This window comes from Streptomyces sp. NPDC055966 (genome assembly GCF_042269865.1).
Classification (GTDB): domain Bacteria; phylum Actinomycetota; class Actinomycetes; order Streptomycetales; family Streptomycetaceae; genus Streptomyces.
Genome location: NZ_JBHJYK010000001.1, coordinates 544518 through 565307, shown reverse-complemented (window position 1 = coordinate 565307; position 20790 = coordinate 544518). Strand labels below are relative to the sequence as shown.

13 protein-coding genes, 1 tRNA gene and 1 pseudogene are annotated in these 20790 nt (G+C 70.8%); 9 read left to right on the top strand and 6 right to left on the bottom strand.

Features of this window, described 5'->3' with window-relative positions:
• Nucleotides 1-172 precede the first annotated feature (172 nt).
• Complete coding sequence (locus tag ACFC8N_RS02605) at nt 173-697, top strand: tyrosinase family oxidase copper chaperone (RefSeq protein ID WP_356022973.1); 525 nt, start codon at nt 173-175, stop codon at nt 695-697.
• Nucleotides 681-1126 (top strand): annotated as a pseudogene (locus tag ACFC8N_RS02600) (tyrosinase family protein); the annotation flags it as partial. The gene ACFC8N_RS02605 and the pseudogene ACFC8N_RS02600, both read left to right, overlap by 17 nt.
• A 196-nt stretch (nt 1127-1322) precedes the next feature.
• Here ACFC8N_RS02600 and ACFC8N_RS02595 read toward each other — a convergent pair.
• The 3 genes from ACFC8N_RS02595 to ACFC8N_RS02585 all read right to left on the bottom strand — a co-directional run bounded on the left by ACFC8N_RS02595 (nt 1323) and on the right by ACFC8N_RS02585 (nt 3175).
• Complete coding sequence (locus tag ACFC8N_RS02595) at nt 1323-1616, bottom strand: chaplin (protein ID WP_356022971.1); 294 nt, start codon at nt 1614-1616, stop codon at nt 1323-1325.
• A gap of 138 nt (nt 1617-1754) precedes the next feature.
• Nucleotides 1755-2714 (bottom strand): D-2-hydroxyacid dehydrogenase family protein, encoded by a 960-nt coding sequence (locus ACFC8N_RS02590; RefSeq protein ID WP_376285670.1) that lies wholly within the window; start codon nt 2712-2714, stop codon nt 1755-1757.
• A gap of 388 nt (nt 2715-3102) precedes the next feature.
• Nucleotides 3103-3175 (bottom strand) — tRNA-Arg (locus ACFC8N_RS02585).
• 273 nt (nt 3176-3448) lie between these two features.
• On the opposite strand from ACFC8N_RS02585, the gene ACFC8N_RS02580 reads away from it, so the two are divergent.
• The 4 genes from ACFC8N_RS02580 to ACFC8N_RS02565 all read left to right on the top strand — a co-directional run bounded on the left by ACFC8N_RS02580 (nt 3449) and on the right by ACFC8N_RS02565 (nt 9855).
• On the top strand, nt 3449-5056 hold the full coding sequence (locus ACFC8N_RS02580; RefSeq protein ID WP_356022966.1) for a dynamin family protein: 1608 nt from the start codon (nt 3449-3451) through the stop codon (nt 5054-5056).
• A 3-nt stretch (nt 5057-5059) separates the two neighbouring features.
• Nucleotides 5060-7348, top strand: coding sequence for a GTPase (locus ACFC8N_RS02575; RefSeq protein ID WP_362819630.1), 2289 nt, complete (start codon nt 5060-5062; stop codon nt 7346-7348).
• A gap of 341 nt (nt 7349-7689) precedes the next feature.
• The gene (locus ACFC8N_RS02570; RefSeq protein ID WP_376285666.1) at nt 7690-8187 is read left to right on the top strand and encodes a single-stranded DNA-binding protein; all 498 of its coding nucleotides are present in this window, start codon (nt 7690-7692) and stop codon (nt 8185-8187) included.
• 309 nt (nt 8188-8496) lie between these two features.
• Nucleotides 8497-9855, top strand: coding sequence for a Cys-Gln thioester bond-forming surface protein (locus tag ACFC8N_RS02565; RefSeq protein ID WP_376286252.1), 1359 nt, complete (start codon nt 8497-8499; stop codon nt 9853-9855).
• A gap of 94 nt (nt 9856-9949) precedes the next feature.
• Here the strand turns inward: ACFC8N_RS02565 and ACFC8N_RS02560 are convergent, their stop codons facing one another.
• Entirely contained in the window at nt 9950-11968 is a 2019-nt protein-coding gene (locus tag ACFC8N_RS02560) for a multicopper oxidase family protein (RefSeq protein WP_376285663.1), read from the bottom strand.
• A gap of 139 nt (nt 11969-12107) precedes the next feature.
• On the opposite strand from ACFC8N_RS02560, the gene ACFC8N_RS02555 reads away from it, so the two are divergent.
• Nucleotides 12108-12398: a ribosomal protein L7/L12 gene (locus tag ACFC8N_RS02555; protein ID WP_376285661.1), complete on the top strand. Its 291-nt coding sequence runs from the start codon at nt 12108-12110 to the stop codon at nt 12396-12398.
• Nucleotides 12399-12840: 442 nt separating this feature from the next.
• Nucleotides 12841-13245 (top strand): nuclear transport factor 2 family protein, encoded by a 405-nt coding sequence (locus tag ACFC8N_RS02550; RefSeq protein ID WP_376285658.1) that lies wholly within the window; start codon nt 12841-12843, stop codon nt 13243-13245.
• Nucleotides 13246-13335: 90 nt separating this feature from the next.
• Here the strand turns inward: ACFC8N_RS02550 and ACFC8N_RS02545 are convergent, their stop codons facing one another.
• Complete coding sequence (locus tag ACFC8N_RS02545; RefSeq protein WP_376286249.1) at nt 13336-14376, bottom strand: tyrosine-type recombinase/integrase; 1041 nt, start codon at nt 14374-14376, stop codon at nt 13336-13338.
• A 1055-nt stretch (nt 14377-15431) separates the two neighbouring features.
• On the opposite strand from ACFC8N_RS02545, the gene ACFC8N_RS02540 reads away from it, so the two are divergent.
• Nucleotides 15432-16820, top strand: a complete 1389-nt coding sequence (locus tag ACFC8N_RS02540) for a hypothetical protein (protein WP_376285655.1) — start codon at nt 15432-15434, stop codon at nt 16818-16820.
• Between the two features lie 365 nt (nt 16821-17185).
• Here the strand turns inward: ACFC8N_RS02540 and ACFC8N_RS02535 are convergent, their stop codons facing one another.
• Nucleotides 17186-20155, bottom strand: coding sequence for an FG-GAP-like repeat-containing protein (locus ACFC8N_RS02535; protein ID WP_376285652.1), 2970 nt, complete (start codon nt 20153-20155; stop codon nt 17186-17188).
• Nucleotides 20156-20790 lie beyond the last annotated feature (635 nt).

Genomic DNA, 20790 nt, shown 5'->3' with positions numbered 1-20790 from the left:
GCACGCCCCGCATCCCCGTACGCACCACATCCGCCGGTGCCCGTCCGGCCCTGCTCCTCCCCACCGGATGGCCCCAGTGCGGTGACCCTCCGCGCCCCGCGCCGGTTAGCCGGTACGGACATCCGGTCATGGCTGTCCGGACACGGACAACCGAATCCCCAAGGAGCGAGCGATGGTCGTCGATGCGGGCGGAGTGGCGGTGGGCGCGGGGCAGGGGTCGAGTGCGCAGGCGGGGCCGGCGAGAACGTCGCGCAGAGAGGCGGCGCGGGGGCTGCTGGCCTCCGCCGCCGCGCTGGCGCTCGCCCCGGTCGTCGCCGCCTCCCGGCCCACACCCCCGGTGCGGGCCTTCGACGGCACCTCCTTCGACGAGGTGTACCGGGGCCGCCGCATCCAGGGGGTGCTCGTGCCGGCCGCGGTGAGCGGGGCGGACGAGGACGACTGGCGGATCGTCATCGACGGGCGCCCGCTGCATCTGATGCGGCGGGCGGACGGCACCTGGCTCAGCATGGTCGACCACTACACGTCGTACCGCACGCCGCTGGAGGCGACCCGGGCGGCCGTGGACGAGATGGGCCCCGGCCAGCGGCTGCGCGAGGACGTGGCACCGGGCCCGATGGGCGTCGGCGACGCGGGGACGGGGGCCATGGGCGGCATGGAGGACACGGTGGCGGGGGGTCGGCCTGGCCTACCCGGGTGAGGACGTCAGCAGGCTCAGCGCGAGCGAGCGGCGCCGGTCGGTGAACGCCCTGCTGGAGCTCGAACGGCGCGGCGAGTACGACGAGTTCGCGCGCAGACACATCGACTGCTCCATCCCCGACGGCGAGACCGGCCTGTACACCGCGCATGAGGCACCGTCCTTCCCGCCCTGGCACCGCCGCTTTCGTACGGCAGCTGGAGCTGGAGCGGGCGCTGCGCCGCATCGACTCATCGGTGACGGTGCCGTACCGGGACTGGACCCGGGATCGTACGACGGCCTCGGTGCCCCGGACGAAGGACCTGCCCGGCGGCAACGGGCGGCGCTCCGACCGGCAGGTGACGTACGACCGGGGCGTTCGCCCACGCGGCGGGCCGCTGGACACCCACAATCGGGCGCACCGCTCGGTCGGCGGCGCGCTCGGCCGAGCCGCCCGGTGTGGCCGACGACCGGCACGGTCGGACCGTCGCCCGGTACGCGAAGCTCCCGCCGAGCCGGATCCACCGGTACGCATGCGTCCGCCCGCGGGCAGGGGAAGAGCCCCGGCGCTCGGAGTGTGTGCCGGGGCTCTTGGGTGTCCGCGGACCGGACCGTCGTGCCGGTCGGACGATCCTGCTCGTCGGCCTGATCAGTGGCCGTCGTTGGAGTCGCCGTAGCCAGGATCGTCCTGCTTGCCCGTCTCGCTCATGTTGACACAGGTGTTGCCGAAGGACGGGTTCAGCAGGGCGATCACGTTGACGGTGTTCCCGCACACGTTGACCGGGACGTGGACCGGGACCTGGACCGCGTTGCCGGACGCGACACCCGGGGAACCGACGGCCGCGCCCTCGGCTCCCGCGTCGGCGAGGGCCAGACCGGCCCCACCGATCACCACGGCGCCGGTGCCGAGAGCGACGACGGCTGCCTTCGCGATGCGAGACATCACGTTCTCCTTATGCGTTGCTCGGAAAGAGTGCGGCGGCAGACCAGCTGCCGCACTTTCCGTTCAACGGCGCCGCGTGGGGGTGGTCACGGTGATCGTCCGGGGATCACCCTTTTATCGTCCGGTTCCCTCGTGGCCTCAGGGCAGCCGGCGTACCGGAGAGCCGGCCAGATACGCCTGGATGTTCTCCACGGCCTGGCCGTAGTACGTCGTGTAGTTGGCCCGCGAGACATAGCCGAGGTGGGGCGTGGCGAGCAGCCGGGGCGCCGTGCGCATCGGATGGTCCGCGGGCAGCGGCTCGACGTCGAAGACGTCGACACCCGCGCCCGCGATCCGTCCCTCGTGCAGCGCGGCCAGCAGCGCGTCCTGGTCGACGACCGAGGCCCGGGCGGTGTTGACCAGGTAGGCGGTCGGTTTCATCAGGGCCAGTTCGGCGGCGCCGATGAGGCCGCGGGTGCTGTCACCGCCGGGCACCTGGACGGACACGAAGTCGCTCTCGGCGAGCAACTCCTCCTTGGACGCGGCCAGTTCGACTCCGTGCTCCGCGGCGCGCTCCTTGGTCAGGCGCGGACTCCACGCGCTGACACGCATGCCGAAGGCGAGCCCGACCCGGGCCACCCGGCCGCCGATCCTGCCGAGGCCGAGCACCCCGAGCCGGGCGCCGTGCAGGTCGACGCCGACGGTGGACTGCCAGGGGCCGCCCGTGCGCAGCGCGGTGTTCTCCTCGACGATCCCGCGGGCGAGGCCGAGCAGCAGCGCCCAGGTCAGCTCGGCCGGCGGGATGCCCGAACTCTGCGTGCCGCACACGGTGACGCCGTACTGCTCGGCGGCGGCGTAGTCGATGACGCTGTTGCGCATCCCGGAGGCCACGATCAGCTTCAGCCGGGGCAGCCGGGCGAGCAACGACCCGGGAAACGCGACGCGTTCGCGCAGGGTGACGACGATGTCGTACCCGGCGAGTGCCGCGGCGAGCTCGTCCTCGCCGGCGAGATGCTCGCGCAGCGCGACGACCTCGACCTCCTCCTCGACCACCGACCAGTCGGCCAGCGCGGCAGCCACCCCCTGGAAGTCGTCCAGCACCGCACAGCGAAGTCGCATGTCGACTCTCCTTTCCCCGCCGCGACTGTAATCCCCGACCGGTTCTTCGAAGGGAGGGGAGGGGAGGGGAGGGTGGGTACGGCGGAGGGGGCGACGACCGGGCGTCACCCGTACGGCATGTGTGGCGCGTGCGGCAGGTGAGGCGTTCCGGCACACCCTGACGGCTGGCACCCCACGAGCACGGAGCAGATCGTTCGGGTTGGCCGGGAAGCGCTGCCGGACCGCGTCGAGCACCGCCTGGAGGAGGCCACCCGGGCCCGAACGGGCGCCCCGGATCCGGCCGAATCCGTCCCGCCCCCTGTCCACCGGCAAGCGGAGACGATCTCCACATCTGCCCACCCTGCCCCTGACCAGCAAAAAGCCCTCCCGAGGGAGGGCTGTGCACGGGCGCCCCCGGCAGGACTCGAACCTGCGGCCAAGCGCTTAGAAGGCGCCTGCTCTATCCACTGAGCTACGGGGGCCTGGTGGCGGGACCAAGGATAAAGCTCCCTGTTCCTCGACCCTGTCGCTTCGCCTCCGTGGCTCGATGTGGAGGTTCGGTGAAGCGGTCCTGATAATCGCAGGCAGGTACGAATCGTGCATCGCTTTTGGCGTCCGACGCACCGGGTGTTGTGCACTCGTTATGCCTGGACAGTGCCCGCGTCCCAGTCGTCCCTTCTGCCGGTTCTGTTCCGTCGGCGCGCAGACATGTCTATATGCTTCAGAATTCCCCTAAAATTGGGCATTCTTCGCATGTGGTGACCTTGGACGTTCGGCCTCAGCTGCTCGACACACTCTCCGCGCTGCGCGACCGTGTCGCCGCCGCACGCTTTCCGCTGCCCCTGGCCGGGGCCCCACGCGCGCGTGCCAACCGCGACGAACTCCTCGCCCAGCTCGACGACTATCTCCTTCCTCGCCTGCGGGAACCCGAGGCGCCGCTGCTGGCGGTCGTCGGCGGGTCCACCGGTGCCGGCAAGTCGACGCTCGTCAACTCCCTCGTCGGCCGCAGGGTCAGCGAGGCGGGCGTACTGCGGCCGACGACCCGGACACCGGTCCTCGTCTGCCATCCGGAGGATCAGCACTGGTTCCGCCGCATGCGTGTGCTGCCCGATCTCGCGCGCGTGTGGGAGCCCCGGCAGGAGGCAGCGGACGATCTCCTGCTCCCCGGCGAGGACCCCGCGCGCGTGCTGCGTGTCGAGACCACCGAGACGCTCCCGCCCGGAATCGCCCTCCTCGACGCCCCCGACATCGACTCGCTGGTCGCCGACAACCGTGTCCTCGCCGCCGAGCTGATGTGCGCCGCCGACATCTGGATCATGGTCACGACGGCCGCCCGCTACGCGGACGCCGTCCCCTGGCACCTGCTGCGCACCGCCAAGGAGTACGACGCCACCCTCGTGACCGTCCTGGACCGGGTGCCCCACCAGGTCGTCTCCGAGGTCTCCCGGCAGTACGGCGCCCTGCTCGCCAAGGCCGGGCTCGGCGACGTACCCCGCTTCACCGTGCCGGAACTGCCCGAGTCGGCCTGGGGCGCGGGCCTGCTGCCCGCCACCGCCGTCGCGCAGCTGAAGAGCTGGCTCGTCCATCACGCCCAGGACCCCGCCGCTCGCGAGCAGGTCATGACCCGTACCGCGTCCGGCCTGCTGAACTCGCTCAAGTCCCGCATGCCCGAGCTGGCCGGTGAGGCCGCCGCCCAGTACGCCGCCGCGCTCCGGCTCACCTCCGCCGTGGAGGCCGCCTACGACAGCGAGCACGCGCGCGTACGCGACCGGCTGCAGGCGGGCGCCGTGCTCGCCGGGGACGCCCTCAAGCGCTGGCGGGCCTTCCCGCTGGACTGCGCCGCCGGGGAGCTCCTCGACGCGCTCGTGGAGAGCCTGGCGGCGCTGCTGCTGTGCTCCGTCACCGCGGCCGACGAGCGCGTCGACGAGGCCTGGCGGCGCGAGCCCGCCGGAAACGACCCCGCCCTCGCCGCCGGCGACTCCACCGTGGAGAGCACCGAGCACCGGATCGGCCTCGCCGTACGGCGCTGGCGGCGCGAGCTGGAGGAGTACGCGGAGGAGGAGTCGCGCGACCTGGAACGCAGCGCCGCTCCCGATCCGGAGGCCGTCGCCGCCCTGGTCGCCACTGCGCTGCTGGGCGGACGCCGGGCGCGCACCGCGGGCGAAGGGCTCGCCGAGCGGCTCGGCGCCCATGGCGCGCTGCGGCTGCGCGACCGGGCCGGACGGCTGCTGGGCGAGCGCGTGGACCGCGTCATGCAGCGCGAACGCGAACGGCGCCTCGCCCCGCTCGACGCCCTCGACGTCCATCCCGAACCCCAGGCCGAACTCATCGCCGCGCTGTCCGCACTGCTGAAGGAGAGGTGACCGGTGACCGCCGTCACTGACCAGGACCACACGGATCACACCGACCACATGGGGCGCACGGGGCGCACGGAACGCACGGAGCACGACGGCAACGCGCGCGTGGAGCCGATCGAGAGGGCCGCGGACGGCCGGGCCGGCGCCGACGACGCCGACGCCATCAAGGGCGCCGGAGGTGCGGACACGGCGGTCGAGGCCGCCGTACATGAGCCGTACGCGCGCGTGGCGGACTTCGCCGGCACGTACGAGGACACCCGTCACAGCAATCACAGCAATCGCAACAACCACAGCGGTCACGGCAGTCGCGCCGGTCACGTCGATCGCGATGTCTACGAAGACGACGAGGGCGGGGAGGAACGGGGCGAGGCGCACGAGAGGGGCGGCCCGGCCGGCGCCCCGTCGTACCAGCGCCGGCTCCCGCCGCCGCACCCCCGTGTCCCCACCGCACCCACCGCCCCCGCCACCCCCACCGCGCCCTCCCCCCGGGACCCCGCCGCAGGCGCCGGTCCCGAGGCGGTACGGCCGGCCGAGTCGGTGAAAACAGCCGGGTCGGCGGGGCCGGGGGAGCCGGGCGAGTCCGGGGAGCCGTGGGGCGACGGGCTGATCGCCCGGCGGCTCACGGAGGCCACCGCCGCCGCCTTCGCCGCCGAACGCGCCTCCGTACTGGACGGCGGCGGCCGTGGCTCGGGCGGCCAGATCCCCGCCCCGCTGGCCTACGACGGCACGCTGCGCTCCCGCCTGGACGCGCTGCGCGAGCTGGTCGGGCTCTCCCGGACCCGGCTGGACAGCAGCACCCTCGCCGAGGCGGGCCGGGTCCTGGAGGAGGCGGCCGCCCGCCGGAAGCTGTCCGGCCGGCACACCGTCGTCGCCATCGCGGGCGCGACCGGCAGCGGCAAGTCACAGCTGTTCAACGCGCTCGCCGGAGTGGCCATCTCGGAGACCGGGGTACGGCGTCCGACCACGGCCGCGCCCATCGCGTGCAGCTGGAGCGACGGCGCCGCGAGCCTCATCGACCGGCTGGGCATCCCGGGCCGGCTGCGCCGCCGTCCGCTGCACACCCCGGAGGGCGAGGCGCAGTTGCGCGGGCTGGTCCTGGTCGACCTGCCCGACCACGACTCCGCCGCCCCGGAGCACCGTAAGCAGGTCGACCGGATCCTGAAGCTGGTCGACGCGGTGATCTGGGTGGTCGACCCGGAGAAGTACGCCGACGCCGTGCTGCACGAGCGCTATCTGCGGCCCATGGCCGGCCACGCGGAGGTCATGTTCGTCGTCCTCAACCAGGTCGACCGGCTGCCCGGGGACGCCGCCGACCAGGTCCTGGACGACCTGCGGCGGCTGCTCGACGACGACGGCATCGCCCTCGGCGAGCACGGCGAACCCGGCGCCACCGTGCTCGCCCTGTCCGCGCTGACCGGCGACGGCGTCGACGAACTGCGCGATTCGCTCGGCCAGTTCGTGGCCGAGCGCGGCGCGGCGGCCCGCCGGGTCGCGGCCGACGTCGACGCCACCGCGTCCGGGCTGCGGCCCGTCTACGCCGCCGGGCAGCGGACGGGCCTCAGCGAGGACGCGCGCGAGGAGTTCGCCGCGCGGCTCGCGGACGCGGTGGGCGCCACCGCGGCGGGCGAGGCCGCCGAGCGCGCCTGGCTGCGCAACGCCAACCGGGCCTGCGGCACGCCCTGGCTGCGGCTGTGGCGCTGGTACCAGCACCGCGGCGAGTCCACCACCGGCCGCCACCTCGTGCGGGCCCAGCCCGACGAGGAGGCGACGGCCCGCCAGCGCGTGGAACAGGCGGTCCGTACGGTGTCCGACCGGGCCTCGGCCGGGCTGCCGGCGCCCTGGGCGCTGGCGGTGCGCGAGGCGGCCGTACGGGGGTCCGAGGGGCTGTCCGAGGCGCTGGACGAACTCGCCGAGCGGGCCGGTCTGCCGCCGGGGCGGCCGCCGCGGCCGGGATGGTGGCCCGCGGCGGTGCTGGTGCAGGCGGCGATGACGCTGTTGCAGGTCGTGGGCGGCCTGTGGCTGGTGGGCCAGATCGCCGGTGTCATGGCACCCAACCTGGGGGTTCCGGTGCTGCTGATGGTGTGCGGGATCGTCGGCGGGCCGCTGGTGGAGTGGGGCTGCCGGATGGCCGCGAGAGGCCCGGCGCGGCGCTACGGCCAGGACGCGGAACGGCGATTGCGGGAGGCGGCCGCGAGCTGCGGGCGGGGCCGGGTGCTCGATCCGGTGGCGGCGGAGCTGTTGCGGTACCGGGAGGTACGGGAGCAGTACGGGCGGGTGGCGCGGGCCGTCAGGGGGTGAGCGAAGGGGGGCGGTGGGGGGCGAGGAGGCCGACAGGGGGGCCGAGGACGGGGCGGCGGTCCGGCGGTCCGGCGGGCAGGGTCCGGTGGTCCGGTGGGCAGGGTCCGGCGGTCCGGTGGGGCAGGGTTCGGCGGGGTGCGGTCACCCGTGTGGGTGGCGGAGTTTTCCACAGGCGGGGTGGTCCTCCACAGCGCTCAGCGGGCCCGGCCCGGCGGCGGCAGTCTGGGGTCTCGGCGATCGCGGTTCGCAGCGCGGTCGCCGTGACACAGCCGTACGGGACGGGCCCGTAGGCGTGCTGCCCGTCGGCCGCAGGAGGCAGGGCGGGGGAGGGGAGCGAGGACATGAACGAGACCGTGGTCTGCGTGGTGGGCAACGTGGCGACCCAGCCGGTGTACCGGGAGCCGGCGTCGGGTCCGTCGGTCCGGTTCCGGCTGGCGGTGACCTCCCGCTACTGGGACCGGGAGAAGAGCGCCTGGACGGACGGGCACACCAACTTCTTCACGGTGTGGGCCAATCGCCAGCTCGCGGTCAACGTGGTCGCGTCGGTGGAGGTGGGCCAGCCCGTCGTCGTCCAGGGCCGGCTGAAGGTGCGCACGGAGGTGCGCGACGGGCAGCAGCAGTGGGCCTCGGCCGACATCGACGCCGTGACGATCGGCCACGACCTCGCGCGCGGTACGGCGGCCTTCGTGCGCGCGGCCAAACCGGAGGCACAGCCGGCGGTGACGAGGCCGGAGCCGAACTGGGAGACACCGCACCCCGCGGACTCCCCGGCCGAGACCAAGGTCGGGGCCGGGCAGGAGAAGCGTCAACAGGCCCAGGAACCAGCCATGGTGACATGACGTCAGTGACCGAAACGGGTCGTGCGGCCCGGTTCCGCCCGGACGCCCAACACCCCGTACGAACCGGTGGATTTGTCGATATGCCCAGCTCATGGACGGTCCCGGCGATAACGATTACGGATCGGATCGACCATCGGAACATCCGACCGGCAGGAGAGGCCCCACGTGATCCATAGGATGCCGGGCATGCCCCCCGGGGCGCCGATTCTGCTGGTGGGACCGCCCCCCACGTCCAACGGGTCCTGCTCGAAGGGGAATTCTGTGCTTGCTGCGTTCTCTGGGTTCCACCGGTCCGCCCTCGCGGAGCGCCTGGCCGCCGCCGCGGCGGTGTCCGGCATCGTGGCGGCCGGTGTGCTGTCCGGTGCCGGTACGGCCGCGGCCGAGGGGACACCACAGGCCCAGGGCGGCGCGACGGCCACGATCAACGGCCTCAAGACGTACGGCGAGGCCGTGGTCCACGAGACCGGCGGCGACCAGCGGGTGGAGGCGGGCCTGTTCGAGATGTCCGTCGACGGCGGCGGCACCTTGCAGACGTACTGCGTCGACCTGCGCACCCCGACCCAGCGCGACGCCCCGTACCAGGAGACGCCCTGGAGCAGCACCTCGCTGGGCACCAACAAGAACGCGGGCAAGGTCCGCTGGATCCTCCAGCACTCCTATCCCCAGGTCAACGACCTGGTCACACTCGCCCGCAAGGCGGGTGCGGGCAACCTCACCGAGCAGGACGCGGCGGCCGGCACCCAGGTGGCCATCTGGCGGTACTCCGACGGCGCGAAGGTCGACGCCGTCGACCCGCAGGCCGAGAAGCTCGCCGACTACCTGGACCGGAGCGCCCGCGCTCTCGCCGAGCCGCAGGCCTCGCTCACCCTGGACCCGCCCGCCGTCTCCGGCCGGCCCGGCGCTCCGCTGGGACCGGTGACCGTGCACACCAACGCGGCCAGTGTCGCGGTCGGCCCGCCGGCGGACGCGGCCATCAGCGGAGTGCGGATCACCGACAAGACCGGCAAGGCGGTCACCACCGCGAAGAACGGCAGCCAGCTGTACTTCGACGTCCCCGAGGCCGCGACGGAGGGCACCGCCCAGCTGACCGTACAGGCGTCGACCACCGTGCCGGTGGGCCGCGCCTTCGCCTCCGACAGCCGTAGCCAGACCCAGATCCTGGCCGGCTCCAGCGAGTCCACGGTCTCGGCGACCGCGAGTGCCACGTGGGCGGCCGAGGGCGCCATACCGGCGGTGTCGGCGCACAAGAACTGCGCCAAGAGCGCCGTGGACATCATCGCGTCCAACAACGGCGACAAGCCCTTCACCTTCGAGCTGATGGGCGCCGAGCACACCGTCCCCGCGGGCGCCACCCGCACGGTGTCGGTCCCGCTCCAGGAGGACCAGGCCTACGACTTCACGATCACCGGCCCGAACGGCTTCAGCCACCGCTTCACCGGCGTCCTCGACTGCAAGACCCAGGGCGCGATCACGACCCAGCAGGCCAAGGCCCACAACGCCCCCCGCCCGGCCACGGTGGGCGGCACCACGGCCCCCGACACCAACCTCGCCACGACGGGCGGTTCGGCGATCACGCCGCTGATCGCCGGCGCGGCCATCGGCCTGGTCGTCATCGGCGGCGCGGTCCTGGTCGTCCTGCGCAAGCGGGAACAGACCGACGGCTCATGACCACCGCCGCCCGAGAGGGCGGCAGCCGGTCGGCTCGACGGCTTCGGGTCGGCTTCGGATCACTTCGCACGCCTCGTCAACCGCGATTGCCCTGTCAACCCGTCAACCGTGACCGACCCGTGCCTCCGACGTGGAACGGCCGCATCATCTCGTTGTCCTCGTGTTCGGCGAGGTGGCAGTGCCAGACGAAGCGACCGGGAATGTCGAACCGGGCCTTCACCCGGGTGACCTCTCCCGGATACGCGATCACGGTGTCCTTGGAGCCGCGCTCCCAGCTCTCCGGCGGAACCGGTGATCCGTTGAAGGGCTGCCGGTTCACCACCTCGAACGCCACCTGGTGGATGTGGATCGGGTGGGCGTCCTCGGTGAAGTTGTGCAGCTCCCAGATCTCGGTCGCGTTCAGCCTCGGGTTCTCCGTGACCGGGTCGGCCCAGCCGAGCAGCGCCGGACCGCCGACGGCGTCGAGCATGCCGAGCAGGGTGTGGACCGGTGAGTTAGGCGGTACCAGGGGGCTGCTGGAGGTCACTTCGTTGAGCGACAGCCGACGGATGGCGCTCGCCCGGCCGAGCGGTTTGCGCCCGGGCAGCCTGAGCCGCTCCGGCGGGACGCTCCTGTCCCTGCTCACCAGCGGGCCGACCACGAACTTCAGCACCTGCCCGGTCGTGGCCGGATCCGCCACGGGGAAGTCCACTCCCGGCTCACCCCGTCCGAAGGGCTGGTCCGCTCCCTCGTTGACGAGGTACAGCTCGGTGCCTTCCGGGATCCCGGTGAAGTCGACGACGACGTCGGCCCGCTCCGCGTTGGCCAGCAGCAGCCGCTCCAGCCGTACCGGTGCGTGCAGGAACCCGCCCTCGTTGCCGATCTGCCAGAACGGCACGGCCGAACGCGCCGGACGGGCGGCCGGACTGTCCGCGATCTTCAGGATCAGGAACCGGGCATTGCATCCGTTGAGGAAGCGCAGCCGGTAGCGACGGGGTTCGACCGTGAGCTTCGGCCAGGTACGGCCGTTGACCACCATGGTGTCGGCGAAGAACTCGGGGTTCCAGCTGGGGGACACGTCCGTGGTGGGGAGGTACGGCCCCGCGAACCCGTCGAAGAATTCCCGGCTCGCGGGGTAGAACAGCGAGCCGTCCGAGTGGAAGGAACGGTCCTGGATGGCCAGCGGGATCTCGTGGTACCGGGTGCCCGGTGGATCACCGGCGGCGGGAGCCGGTCCGGGCAAGGCCCCCTCGGGCAGGTCGCACTCGCCGCCGCGCAGCAGATAGAACCCGGCGAGTCCGGAGTAGATGTTGAGCCGGGTCATCCCCAGCGCGTGATCGTGGAACCAGAGAGTCGTCGCCCGCTGGTCGTTGGCGTACTGGAAGGTCGCGGTGCCCGGCTCCCATGCCACACCGTGCGCACGGGCGGACTCCTCGCGGAACTCGTCGTAGAACGAGCCCACGGTGGCGAATCCGGACGGGGTGTTGTTCGCGCGGGGCAGATACCACGCCTGCGTGTGGCCGTCGCTCTCCTCGGTGGAATGGCCGCCGTGCAGATGAGTGACGATCGGCACGGGACCGGTGTACACCCCCGGCGTCGAGGCGAACACCGGCCGGGAATCACGCCCGGTCCTGCCGCCCGGCGGGTTCGCCCAGTGCAGGGTGGGATCGACCGCCAGCACGTGCGGGCGGAACCGGCCCGCACCGTCGACGAGATCGTTCACCCACGTGACGCGGACAGGCCGGTCGGCCGTGGCCTCGATGGTGAACGACGGGTAGTGGAACGTCCTTTCGTCCTCCAGCGAGCCGTATCCCCACACGGTGGTGGACGGCAGGGTGGGCGGCAGGACCTGCTGGGCGAACTGCCGCACGCCGATGACGTACGTGTCGATCGAGCCGGTGCCGTGCCCCTTCGGGCGGCGAGCCTGCGGTATCACCGGCGGGATCACCAGCTCCGTGACGTATTTCGGGATGGTCGTGGGGTCCAGGGCGGGAGCCGGGACTCTGCCGCCGTTCGCGACCCTCCGGGCCCCCGCGGTTTCCTCCGACAGCGCCACCGCCCCATCGGGCGCCGGAAAGAGCGCGGCCGCCCCACAGACGGACCCGGCCATGAGCAGGTCTCTTCGCCCGATCATTTCTCCCGCCTTCTGCGCTCCGAAGACGTCGACCTCTTACTCACACAATGCTATGCAACGAATACGGTATGTAATGCCCTGATGCCCCGTGTGTCGCCGGCCGCCCTCCGCCTCCCGGATCGATCTAGGATCGTCTGTCATGGACATAGTGGAACTCTTCCTCGTACTGGGCCTCTTCGCCGGTATCGCGGCCGTCCAGAGCCGTCTCTCCGGCATGGACAAGCGGCTGGTGCGCATCGAGCGCCGGCTCGCTCTGGTCGCCGACCGGCTGGGGCTGGAGGAATCGGACGAGGAGCGCGCGCAGCGAGATCGGGTCGAGGCGCTGGTGCGCGAGGGCAAGCAGGTCGCGGCCATCAAGGCGTACCGCGAGATGACCGGCGCCGGCCTGAAGGAGGCCAAGGACGCGGTGGACCGGATGGCCGGCCTCTAGCCGCTCACCGCCCCGCCCGGCCACACCATCGGCAGATGCCGGTAAAGCCCCAGGTCAGAGCCTCCGCCCTTTACGGGTTTCCGCACAGGGGTGGCCGTACGGCAAGATGGGGTGTTACTTGCCAGGAGAGGGCACGAAAGGGCCCCTCACCAGCGGTTTCTTCGCCAATGAGGGGCCGTGTCAGGCGGCTTGGGCCGTCTGTGGGCCGTCGGTCGGGGGGAGACGCTTCAGGGGCCGATTGCGGGTGGCTTACCCGCGACGCTTCAGAGGCCGAGATCGGCATGCATGACGGGCAGGTGGTAACCCGACACCGTTGCCAGGGAAGTCGGCCGCCCCCCCCAATCCGGCCAAAGGGAGGACTTAGCAGCCCATGTCCGCCTGGCCCCGGGCGGGCTGCGGCCCCGGAGTGCCTAGGCTGGCACCGCTATGGAAGGACGGTGCCATGGACGCTGACTCCCGGACCAGGGCCGCGATCGAGGAGCACTGGCGGGCCTCGGAACGCGGGAACACCGAAGCCGAGCATGCTATCTACGCCACGGACGCAATTCTGGACTACCCGCAGTCAGGTGAGCGGTTCCGGGGCCGCGCGACGATTTCCGCGCAACGCGGCGGGCACCCGGCCGAGCGGCACTTCACCGTCCAGCGGATCACCGGCCATGCCAATCTGTGGGTGAGCGAATGCGTCATCACCTACGACGGTGTGCCTTCGTACTCGTTGAGCATCATGGAATTCGCTGACCAGCACGTGGTGCACGAGACGCAGTACTTCGCCGACCCCTTCGGCGCACCAGCTTGGAGGGCCGCGCTTGCGGAGCCGATGCCGGGCCGGACCATCGCCGGAGCCTGATTCTTGGCCTGGCTCGGCAATCATGGGTTCGCCGAGTCAGGACACAAAGAAACCCCTCATCGGCAGGTTTCCCACCGATGAGGGGCCAACTCAGGCAGCCTTGGCCGTCTCCGGGCCGTCATGAGCGTGACCGGCGGCCTGGTACATCGCGGAGATGGCTTTCCGGGTCCGCGTCTCGCTGGACGGCATGAGGTGCGTGTAGACGCGGAGGGTGAACCCTGGGTCGGTGTGGCCGAGGTAGAGGCTCAGCGCCTTGATGTTCTCACCGGCGTCCAGGAGTACCGAGGCGTAGAAGTGGCGGAGGGCGTGCATGCCGTGTTCGCGGGCCGCCGCGTAGCGCTCACCCTTCTCCGGGGTCGGGATGATGCCGGCGGAGGCCAGCGCAGGCTTCCATGCCTGGTCGTTGAATCCCTGGCTCCAGATCGCTGAGCCGATGCCGCTCGTGAAGACGAGGCGTTGTGTGACCTTGGGGCCGGTCGGTGTCAGCCAGGGCAAGGTCACCTCGACGGGCGGGAAGCGCTCCATGTGCTCGCGGAGGGCCGCCGACACCTCGGGGTCGAGGGGGACGTCACGGAGCTTGCCGCGCTTGGGCGGGGCGAAGACGAGCGTGCCGCGAACCTTCTTCACTTGCTGGCGGACGTACAGCCAGCCCAGGTCCCCGATGTTGTCGACGGCCAGGCCGAAGATCTCGCCCTGTCGCAGGCCGCATCCTGCGCCGAGGTCGACCATGGCCCGGTAGCGCTCGGGGAGGTCAGCCCGTACGTCGAAGACTTGTTCAGCAGACCACGGGTGCACGCGTGTCGGCGTCGGACGGGGCGCCTTGACCGATCGGGCCCGGCAGGGGTTTGAGGGCAGCAGGCGGTCATCCACGGCCGCGTTCAGCACGGAGGAGACCGCGTCGAAGATGAGGCGCCGGTACTGGGCTGACGCCACTGCGTCTTCCAACTGGCGGTTCCAGTCACGGATGTGTTCGGGCTGGAAGGAGCCGATGGGGCGGGTGCCGAGGTAGGGGAGTGCGTGCAGGCGCAACCGACCCTCGACGGCAGCCCGGCTTGTCAGATCAGTCGTGAGCGAGGCGAGCCAGCGATCCGTGTACTCCCGGAACGGGTCTGCTGCACTATCTACTGACAGCGGTACCCAGGGGAAAGCATGCGGATTATTCTCGCGTACTCAACGACGCTGGAATGAAGTCCGAGGCTCAACGCCTGCTGGATCTGGAAAAAGAAACGCCGTTCTGAAACTCTGGCAACTGCGACATATAAACTGCAAAGCCCCTGCCGCGCGACTCCGCGGGGGCGTCGTGCGGCAGGGGCCTTCATCGGCTCGTCTCAGTTTCCGTCTCATTCAGACCCGTTCACCGCTGTTCAGACGAGACCACGAGTCCGGTACGACGCGAGGCCAAGACGTCCATGAACGCCGGTGAACGCGCCCGGACTCAGCCCACCGCCCCACCAACACAGTTGGAAAGCGTGCGTCTGCTCGGTGCGCGGCCGGCGCTGGCAGGTCTCTCCTTAGCCATCGACGAAGCCCGACCGTTGGTTAGGTCCCGGGTCGTGCCCGGGCCACCCCCAACAGAGCCGGGGATGCAGCTGCTCTACAGAGTTGGACACCTCGGAAGCCGACCGCGCGTCTGAGACCCTAGCCATGGGCACTGACAATGCGCCTCGCGAGCAGAGCCCCTGACGCCACGCGTCCGCACCACAAGCGCACCAGATCGAGCGGGGAACAGCGGGGAACCACGGTGAAAGCGGTCTGGCCCGGTAAGGCCTCACCGTGAATGTCCGCGCAGGTCAGTGCCCGAACCGGCCGCAAGTGACCGCAGCTTCCCAAGCTGATGTCCTGCATGTGACCGACGCCCGGGTACGGGCGGCGCGCCATGTCGGACGACTGACCTCAGTGCGACGGTCGGCTCACGGTTGGCGCAGGCGCGCGGTACGAGCCGGGAAGCGGCCTCGGCGCTCACCGGTGGGAGGCCGGTGATGGCGACGTTTCCCCCGTGCGCTACGGTGACTCGTTTTTGTCGCGCACCTATGGGGGGTTTGATGCGGCGAACCACAGCAGCCGCGAGTGTCGGCACCGTACTCGCGTCACTTGTCCTGGCTGGCGCCTCAACGGCGTCGGCAACAGCCACCGGGTCACTCACCGTCACGACGTTGGACCGGAGCGGCAAACCAGTTTACGCCCAAGTGGAGGTCTACAACCCGAAAACGTTCGACTTCCGCATCATCGAGGGCAACAAGGCGACGTCGCTTCCCGACGGCAGCTACGAGCTCGTCACGTCTTTCGGCGATGCCGGAGACGAGCGTGCCACCGTCGGCGGTCACAGTGTGACGGTCTCCGGGGCCACGAAGACCACTTTCGACGCCCGGCAGGGCCGCCCGGTCAATGTCTCGCTCAGCCCGAACCCTGGCAACGGATACGACCACACGGTCAGCGCGTACGTCTGCACCTCCGACAACGGCCCCGCCAACATGGGCACGTCGGCGCCGGCGGGTGACCTGTATGTCATCCCGACAAGCAGTAAGGCGTACGAGCTGTCCTACGGGACCACGTACCAGCCGCAATCGGCGACCGGCGGGGACTTCTGGCTGGCGTCCGCCACGCACACGGGCGGCGTGCCGTCCGGGATGTCCGCGACGCTCAAGCAGTCCGGGCTGACTGCCCTGAAGGTGTCCGCCCGTTCGGGCCCCGACAGCGGACAGGCGCGGTTCTCGTTCGACTACCAGGCGACGACGAGCACCGACAGCTGCTCGATGTCCACGAACTCACTCCAGTTCCAGCGAGAGCTGCCCAACTACTTCACCGCTCACCTCCCGCCCGGCCAATGGGAGGTAGGCCAGCAGAGCCACGACTTCGTCTTCGACGGGTTCCACAACTACGCGGCCGGCAAGACAGCCTCGCTGACCCTCGGCCACGCGGTGTGGGGGCCCGGTGGGCGGCTGCCCAACACCTGGTACCACCAGCTGTACTTCGGGTCCATCAACCCGTTCGCCGACCCGACCCTGCCGGAGGGCGGGACGCTTGCCACCGGCACCGTGACGCTGACCCACGCGGGCAAGACGCTCTACTCGCACGCCTACGCCCACTCGGAGGGCATCGACGCGCATCCGCGGATCCCCGATGCGGGCTGGTACACGATCAGTGAAGTCGGCCGACGCAGCCTGCCGTCCGGTTCACTGTCGACCACCTCCAGCCTCACCCTGCACTTCTACGCGGACCCCAGCAAGAACGACCAGATCCGCGACTACATCACCCGGTTCTGGCCCGACGCTCTGAACACCAGGAACCAGGCGGCCCCTGGGTCAACCACGACCGTCGTCCTCGGCATGCAGCGCAACGGCACGGACGACAGCACAGTGAGCCAGCTGTCGGACAGCGTGAAGTCCGTGCATGCCTGGTACACCACCGACAACGGCGCCACCTGGCACGCCACCACCGCGAAGCCGTCCGGCGGCAACTGGACCATCGCCGTCCACAACCCGTCATCCGGCCGCGTCGGCCTGCGCTCCACGGTCACCGACACCCACGGCGACAGCTCGACGACCACGGTGTACAACGCGTACGCCATGAGCTGAGGGCTGGGCGTGGCAGCAGCCTTCATGACCTTCAATGACCGATCTCTGCAAAGCTACGGACCAGGAGGTCGCTGACATCCACGGCTGACATCAACGACGCCGAACGGGGACGCACACCAGCGTCTCGGTCCGGCTGTCACACCGGCCGACGACCGCCGCCGGAGCAGGCTCGGATCGAACTCCTAAAGCGAGTGTCGCAGGTGCGAATCCCGCCGATAACTGGATGTCAAAGGCCCCGGACCAATCTTGGTCCGGGGCCTTTGACATCCAGTTATCGGCAAGCGCGAGGTCAGCCGACGGTGTAGGCCTGGTTGGAGTAGGTCTGGGGCCGGAGGGCTGTCCTCCGGCCCCGCGCCGTGTGGCCGTCAGTAGAGATTTTGGTAGTTCTGCCAGCCGGCGCCAACCTTGATTCGTGCGCCGAACGTGCCGTCTCCGCGGCCGGGGTTGACCCAGATATTTCCGGCGGAGTCGCGTTCCAGCAGGTCCGCCTTGCCGTCACCGGTCACGTCGCCCACGCCGGTGATCGTGTTGTATGCCTGCCCCCAGTCGGCGAAGACCTCTTTGCGCGCTGCGTAGTTGCTCTTGCCGTTGCCGGCCATGAGCCACAGGTTCCGCTTGGAGTCGTACGCCAGCAGGTCCCCCACCCCGTCACCGGTGACGTCCCCGACCGCGATCAGCTTGCTGTACGCCAGGCCAGTGCGCAGCAGCGTCCGCGCCCCGAACCGGCCCTGGGCGTTGCCCGGGTACAGGTACAGGTTGCCGTTCGACGCGTTCCACGCCAGCAGGTCCGGGTACCCGTCCCCGTTGGCGTCCCCGGTGTAACCGAGCCACTTGAACTGGTTCCAGCCGGTGCCCAGGTCGGTGTAGGCGTTGCCGTTGGACAGGGTCGAGTACACGCGCAGATCACCGGACGGCGTGCGTACGAGCACGTCGTTGGTCTTTCGGTCGCGCAGAGGACCGAACGGCACCACCGTGGTGCCGGCGGGCCAGGTCGACTTGTCTTTGAGCGGGATGAAGGAGCCGTTTCCGGTGCTGTCCTTGTAGGAGAAGGTGGTCGCCGAGGTGCGGACCAGGATGTCGCCGAAGGTGTCCGGCAGGCCGTTCGCCGACTGGAAGTCGTGGAACGCCGGTGCGCCGCCGGGCAGCAGGGTCGTACCCGTGGCGGTGGCGTCCGGTCCCCGGCCGTCGGCCGGCCGTGCGGTGATCTTCCACGTGTAGGGCCCGATCGAGGGCCGGGTGATGCCCGGCTCGGTGCCGTCCCATTGCGCGGTGAACTGCGCGCGGGCTGGACCGCCGGCGACGGTGCTGACGACCCTGCCGGTGGCCAAGCTCGTTACGGTCAGCGCCCAGGAGGCGATCGGCCGGGAGACCTGCCACGTGCCCCGCCACCCCGTGCCGTCGCTCCTGACGCCGGTCGTCTGGCCGTACAGGGCCACGTCGGACGGCGACACCCCGCTGGGCACCACGTGCACCGTGCCGTCGCTGCCCGCGTACGCGATCCCTCCACCGTACGGGTCGACGGTCCAGCCTTGTCCCAGCACGGGGTCGGTCAGGTCGGCGACCTTGCGGGTCTGCGCCGTACCGCTGGTGACGTCGGTGACGCTGAGGGTGCTGCCGGAGGCGGTCGCCACGAACCCGTCGCCGAGCGCGGTGTCCCCGTCGGCGGTCCACGGCACGGGCACCGACGTGCGGGTCACCGTGTTGTAGACCCCGGCGCCGCCGTCGGCCGTGGCACAGGCCCAGTAGAGCCACGGGCCGTTCGCCCGCAGTACCGACAGCGGGCAGTCCGCGACGGTGAAGGTGCCGGGCGCGGGGGCGGTGGAGGGGGACGTGTTCAGGTTGACGCCGGTGACCGTGCCCGGCGCGGTCTGGGTCCACAGGGTGGTCGCGGACAGCGCGAACGTGCTGAACGGCCGCTCCTCCGCCTCGACGCCCGTACCGACCTGGATGATCCGGGTCCCTGCCGGTGTCAGGCCGCTGAACGCCTCGGTCGAACCGGCCACCTGGACATCGCGCAGGTCGGACAGGCCGGTGGAGAACTTGGACCCGGCGCCCGAAATGATGTCGCCGTTCGCCGTGTCCACCTCGACCGGTGAGCCGTCGACGGACGCGAACAGCGCGTCACCCTGCGGCAGAGCAGTCAGTGAGGTGGTCGCACCCGTGGTCCCCGCGGCATCGACGGGCAGCTCTGTGTGCTCCATCCGGGAACTGCCCGGGGTGTACGGGCTGGTGTAGGCGGCGTCCAGTTCCCCGTTCGCCAGCGCGAGGGCGTCCGGCCGCCAGGTGGTCACTGGGAAGTCCGCGATCGCGGTCGAGACCACGGAGCCGTCGGAGGCGGCGGTCAGCACACGCATGGTCGTGCCGGACGCCGATGTCTGCGCGACCACGACCTTGCCGTCCGGGGACTCCTGATCGGTGGGCGGCACGGTGGCCGGGTATCCGGTGCCCAGGGACTGGCCGGGCCCCCCGTTCAGCGGGAGCGCCGACAACGTGAAGCCGGAACCCCCTGCCGACGTGACCACGATGAGGTTGTCCCCTACCACGCCGACCGGGCGGGACGGGCCGGGCAGACTCAGGGTGACAGACACCGGGGACGCCGTGACGTCGCTTGCGTCGAAGACCCGGACGTCGCCGGCGGCGTTCAGAAAAACGAGCTTGCCGTCACCGACAGCGAACTGTCCCGTCCCCGGCAGCGAGGACGCGTCGATCACGGAGTTACTGCCGTCAGCGTTGATCCACAAGTAGTACTGGGCGCCATTCTGCTCATAGCCGATCAGCATGTGATCGTTGTCCCCGCCGCCCCAGACCGAGCTGCTGAACACGGCGCCGGTCGGCGCGGCGACCGGGGTGAGGGTGCCGTCCGGCGAGGCGAGTGCCAGCCCCCTGCCGTGGTTGGACACCAGGGCCTTTCCGGCGAAGGCGCCGTACACGTAGCAGTCGCAGGCCGTCTGGCGGCTGCCGTCGGAAAGGCTTTCGAACACCAGCGGAGTGCCGCTGGCGCCGTTGGCGTAGAACGCCACCAGCCCGTTGCCGGCGTACCGGGCGTCCCGGGTGCCGGCCGGGAACGCCAGTTGCGTGGTCGTCCCGGAGGCGAAGTCGGTCCAGGCGTAGCTGTTCCCGTAACTGCCGTGCAGGACGCCGGACGAGGAGACGCCCGCGACCTGGCCCGGGTCGACGGAGGCCGGAACGGTCTCGGCCGGCAGGGTGATTGGCGCGGTGACCGGTCCTGGCGCGGCGGTGTCCGCCCAGGCGACGGGACCAGCGAAGGTTGCCGCGAGCACGGTCGCGATAGCCGCGGCCAGCAGACGGCCGCGTCTGTGAGGGTGTTGAGCCACCCGTTCCTCCCCATGAAGGGAGCGCACCGGGCGCTCAACGCCGGCCATGGTGGGGGGAAGGGGAGCACGCCGGCGGCCGGTACCCGGTCCGCTCAAAGTCACGACAGTGTACGCATCTTCCCCTGCGCCACAGCAGGCCCCCACCCCACGCCCGCACGTGATATCGCGGGCCTGAAGTACGGGTGTGGCCCAGCGGTGTTGGCGCGGGCGTTGGACCGGGCGCCGTGCGCGGTCTCCCTGGGCAGCGTCTCCATGTGGTTCCACATCACGGGAAAGCCCCGCCAGCGCCAGGGCTCAGTGGACGATCGGCCGAGCCGCAGGCCCAGTTGGCCAGCGTTCTGCCTGGCGACCGGCTCATTCAGTCGGCCAGCGGCCTCTATGACCCTCGTTGACCGATCTCTCTAGAGCTACGGATCAGAAGGTGTCCGTGGCCCATCCGTGTCCGATCGTGCGGGGAACCACGGGGAACAGCGGAGCCCATCGCGCTCCGACCCGGGTCGGGGAGTTGCCAGGTCAGCGGGCATCCGTATACGCGACTTCCAAATTGGGGACAACGCGGCTTGGTCGCCAACTGAATCAAGCCACCGCGTACACCGCGTCGCGGCTGTGGTCTGTAGCGTCTGACCATGCGGAAG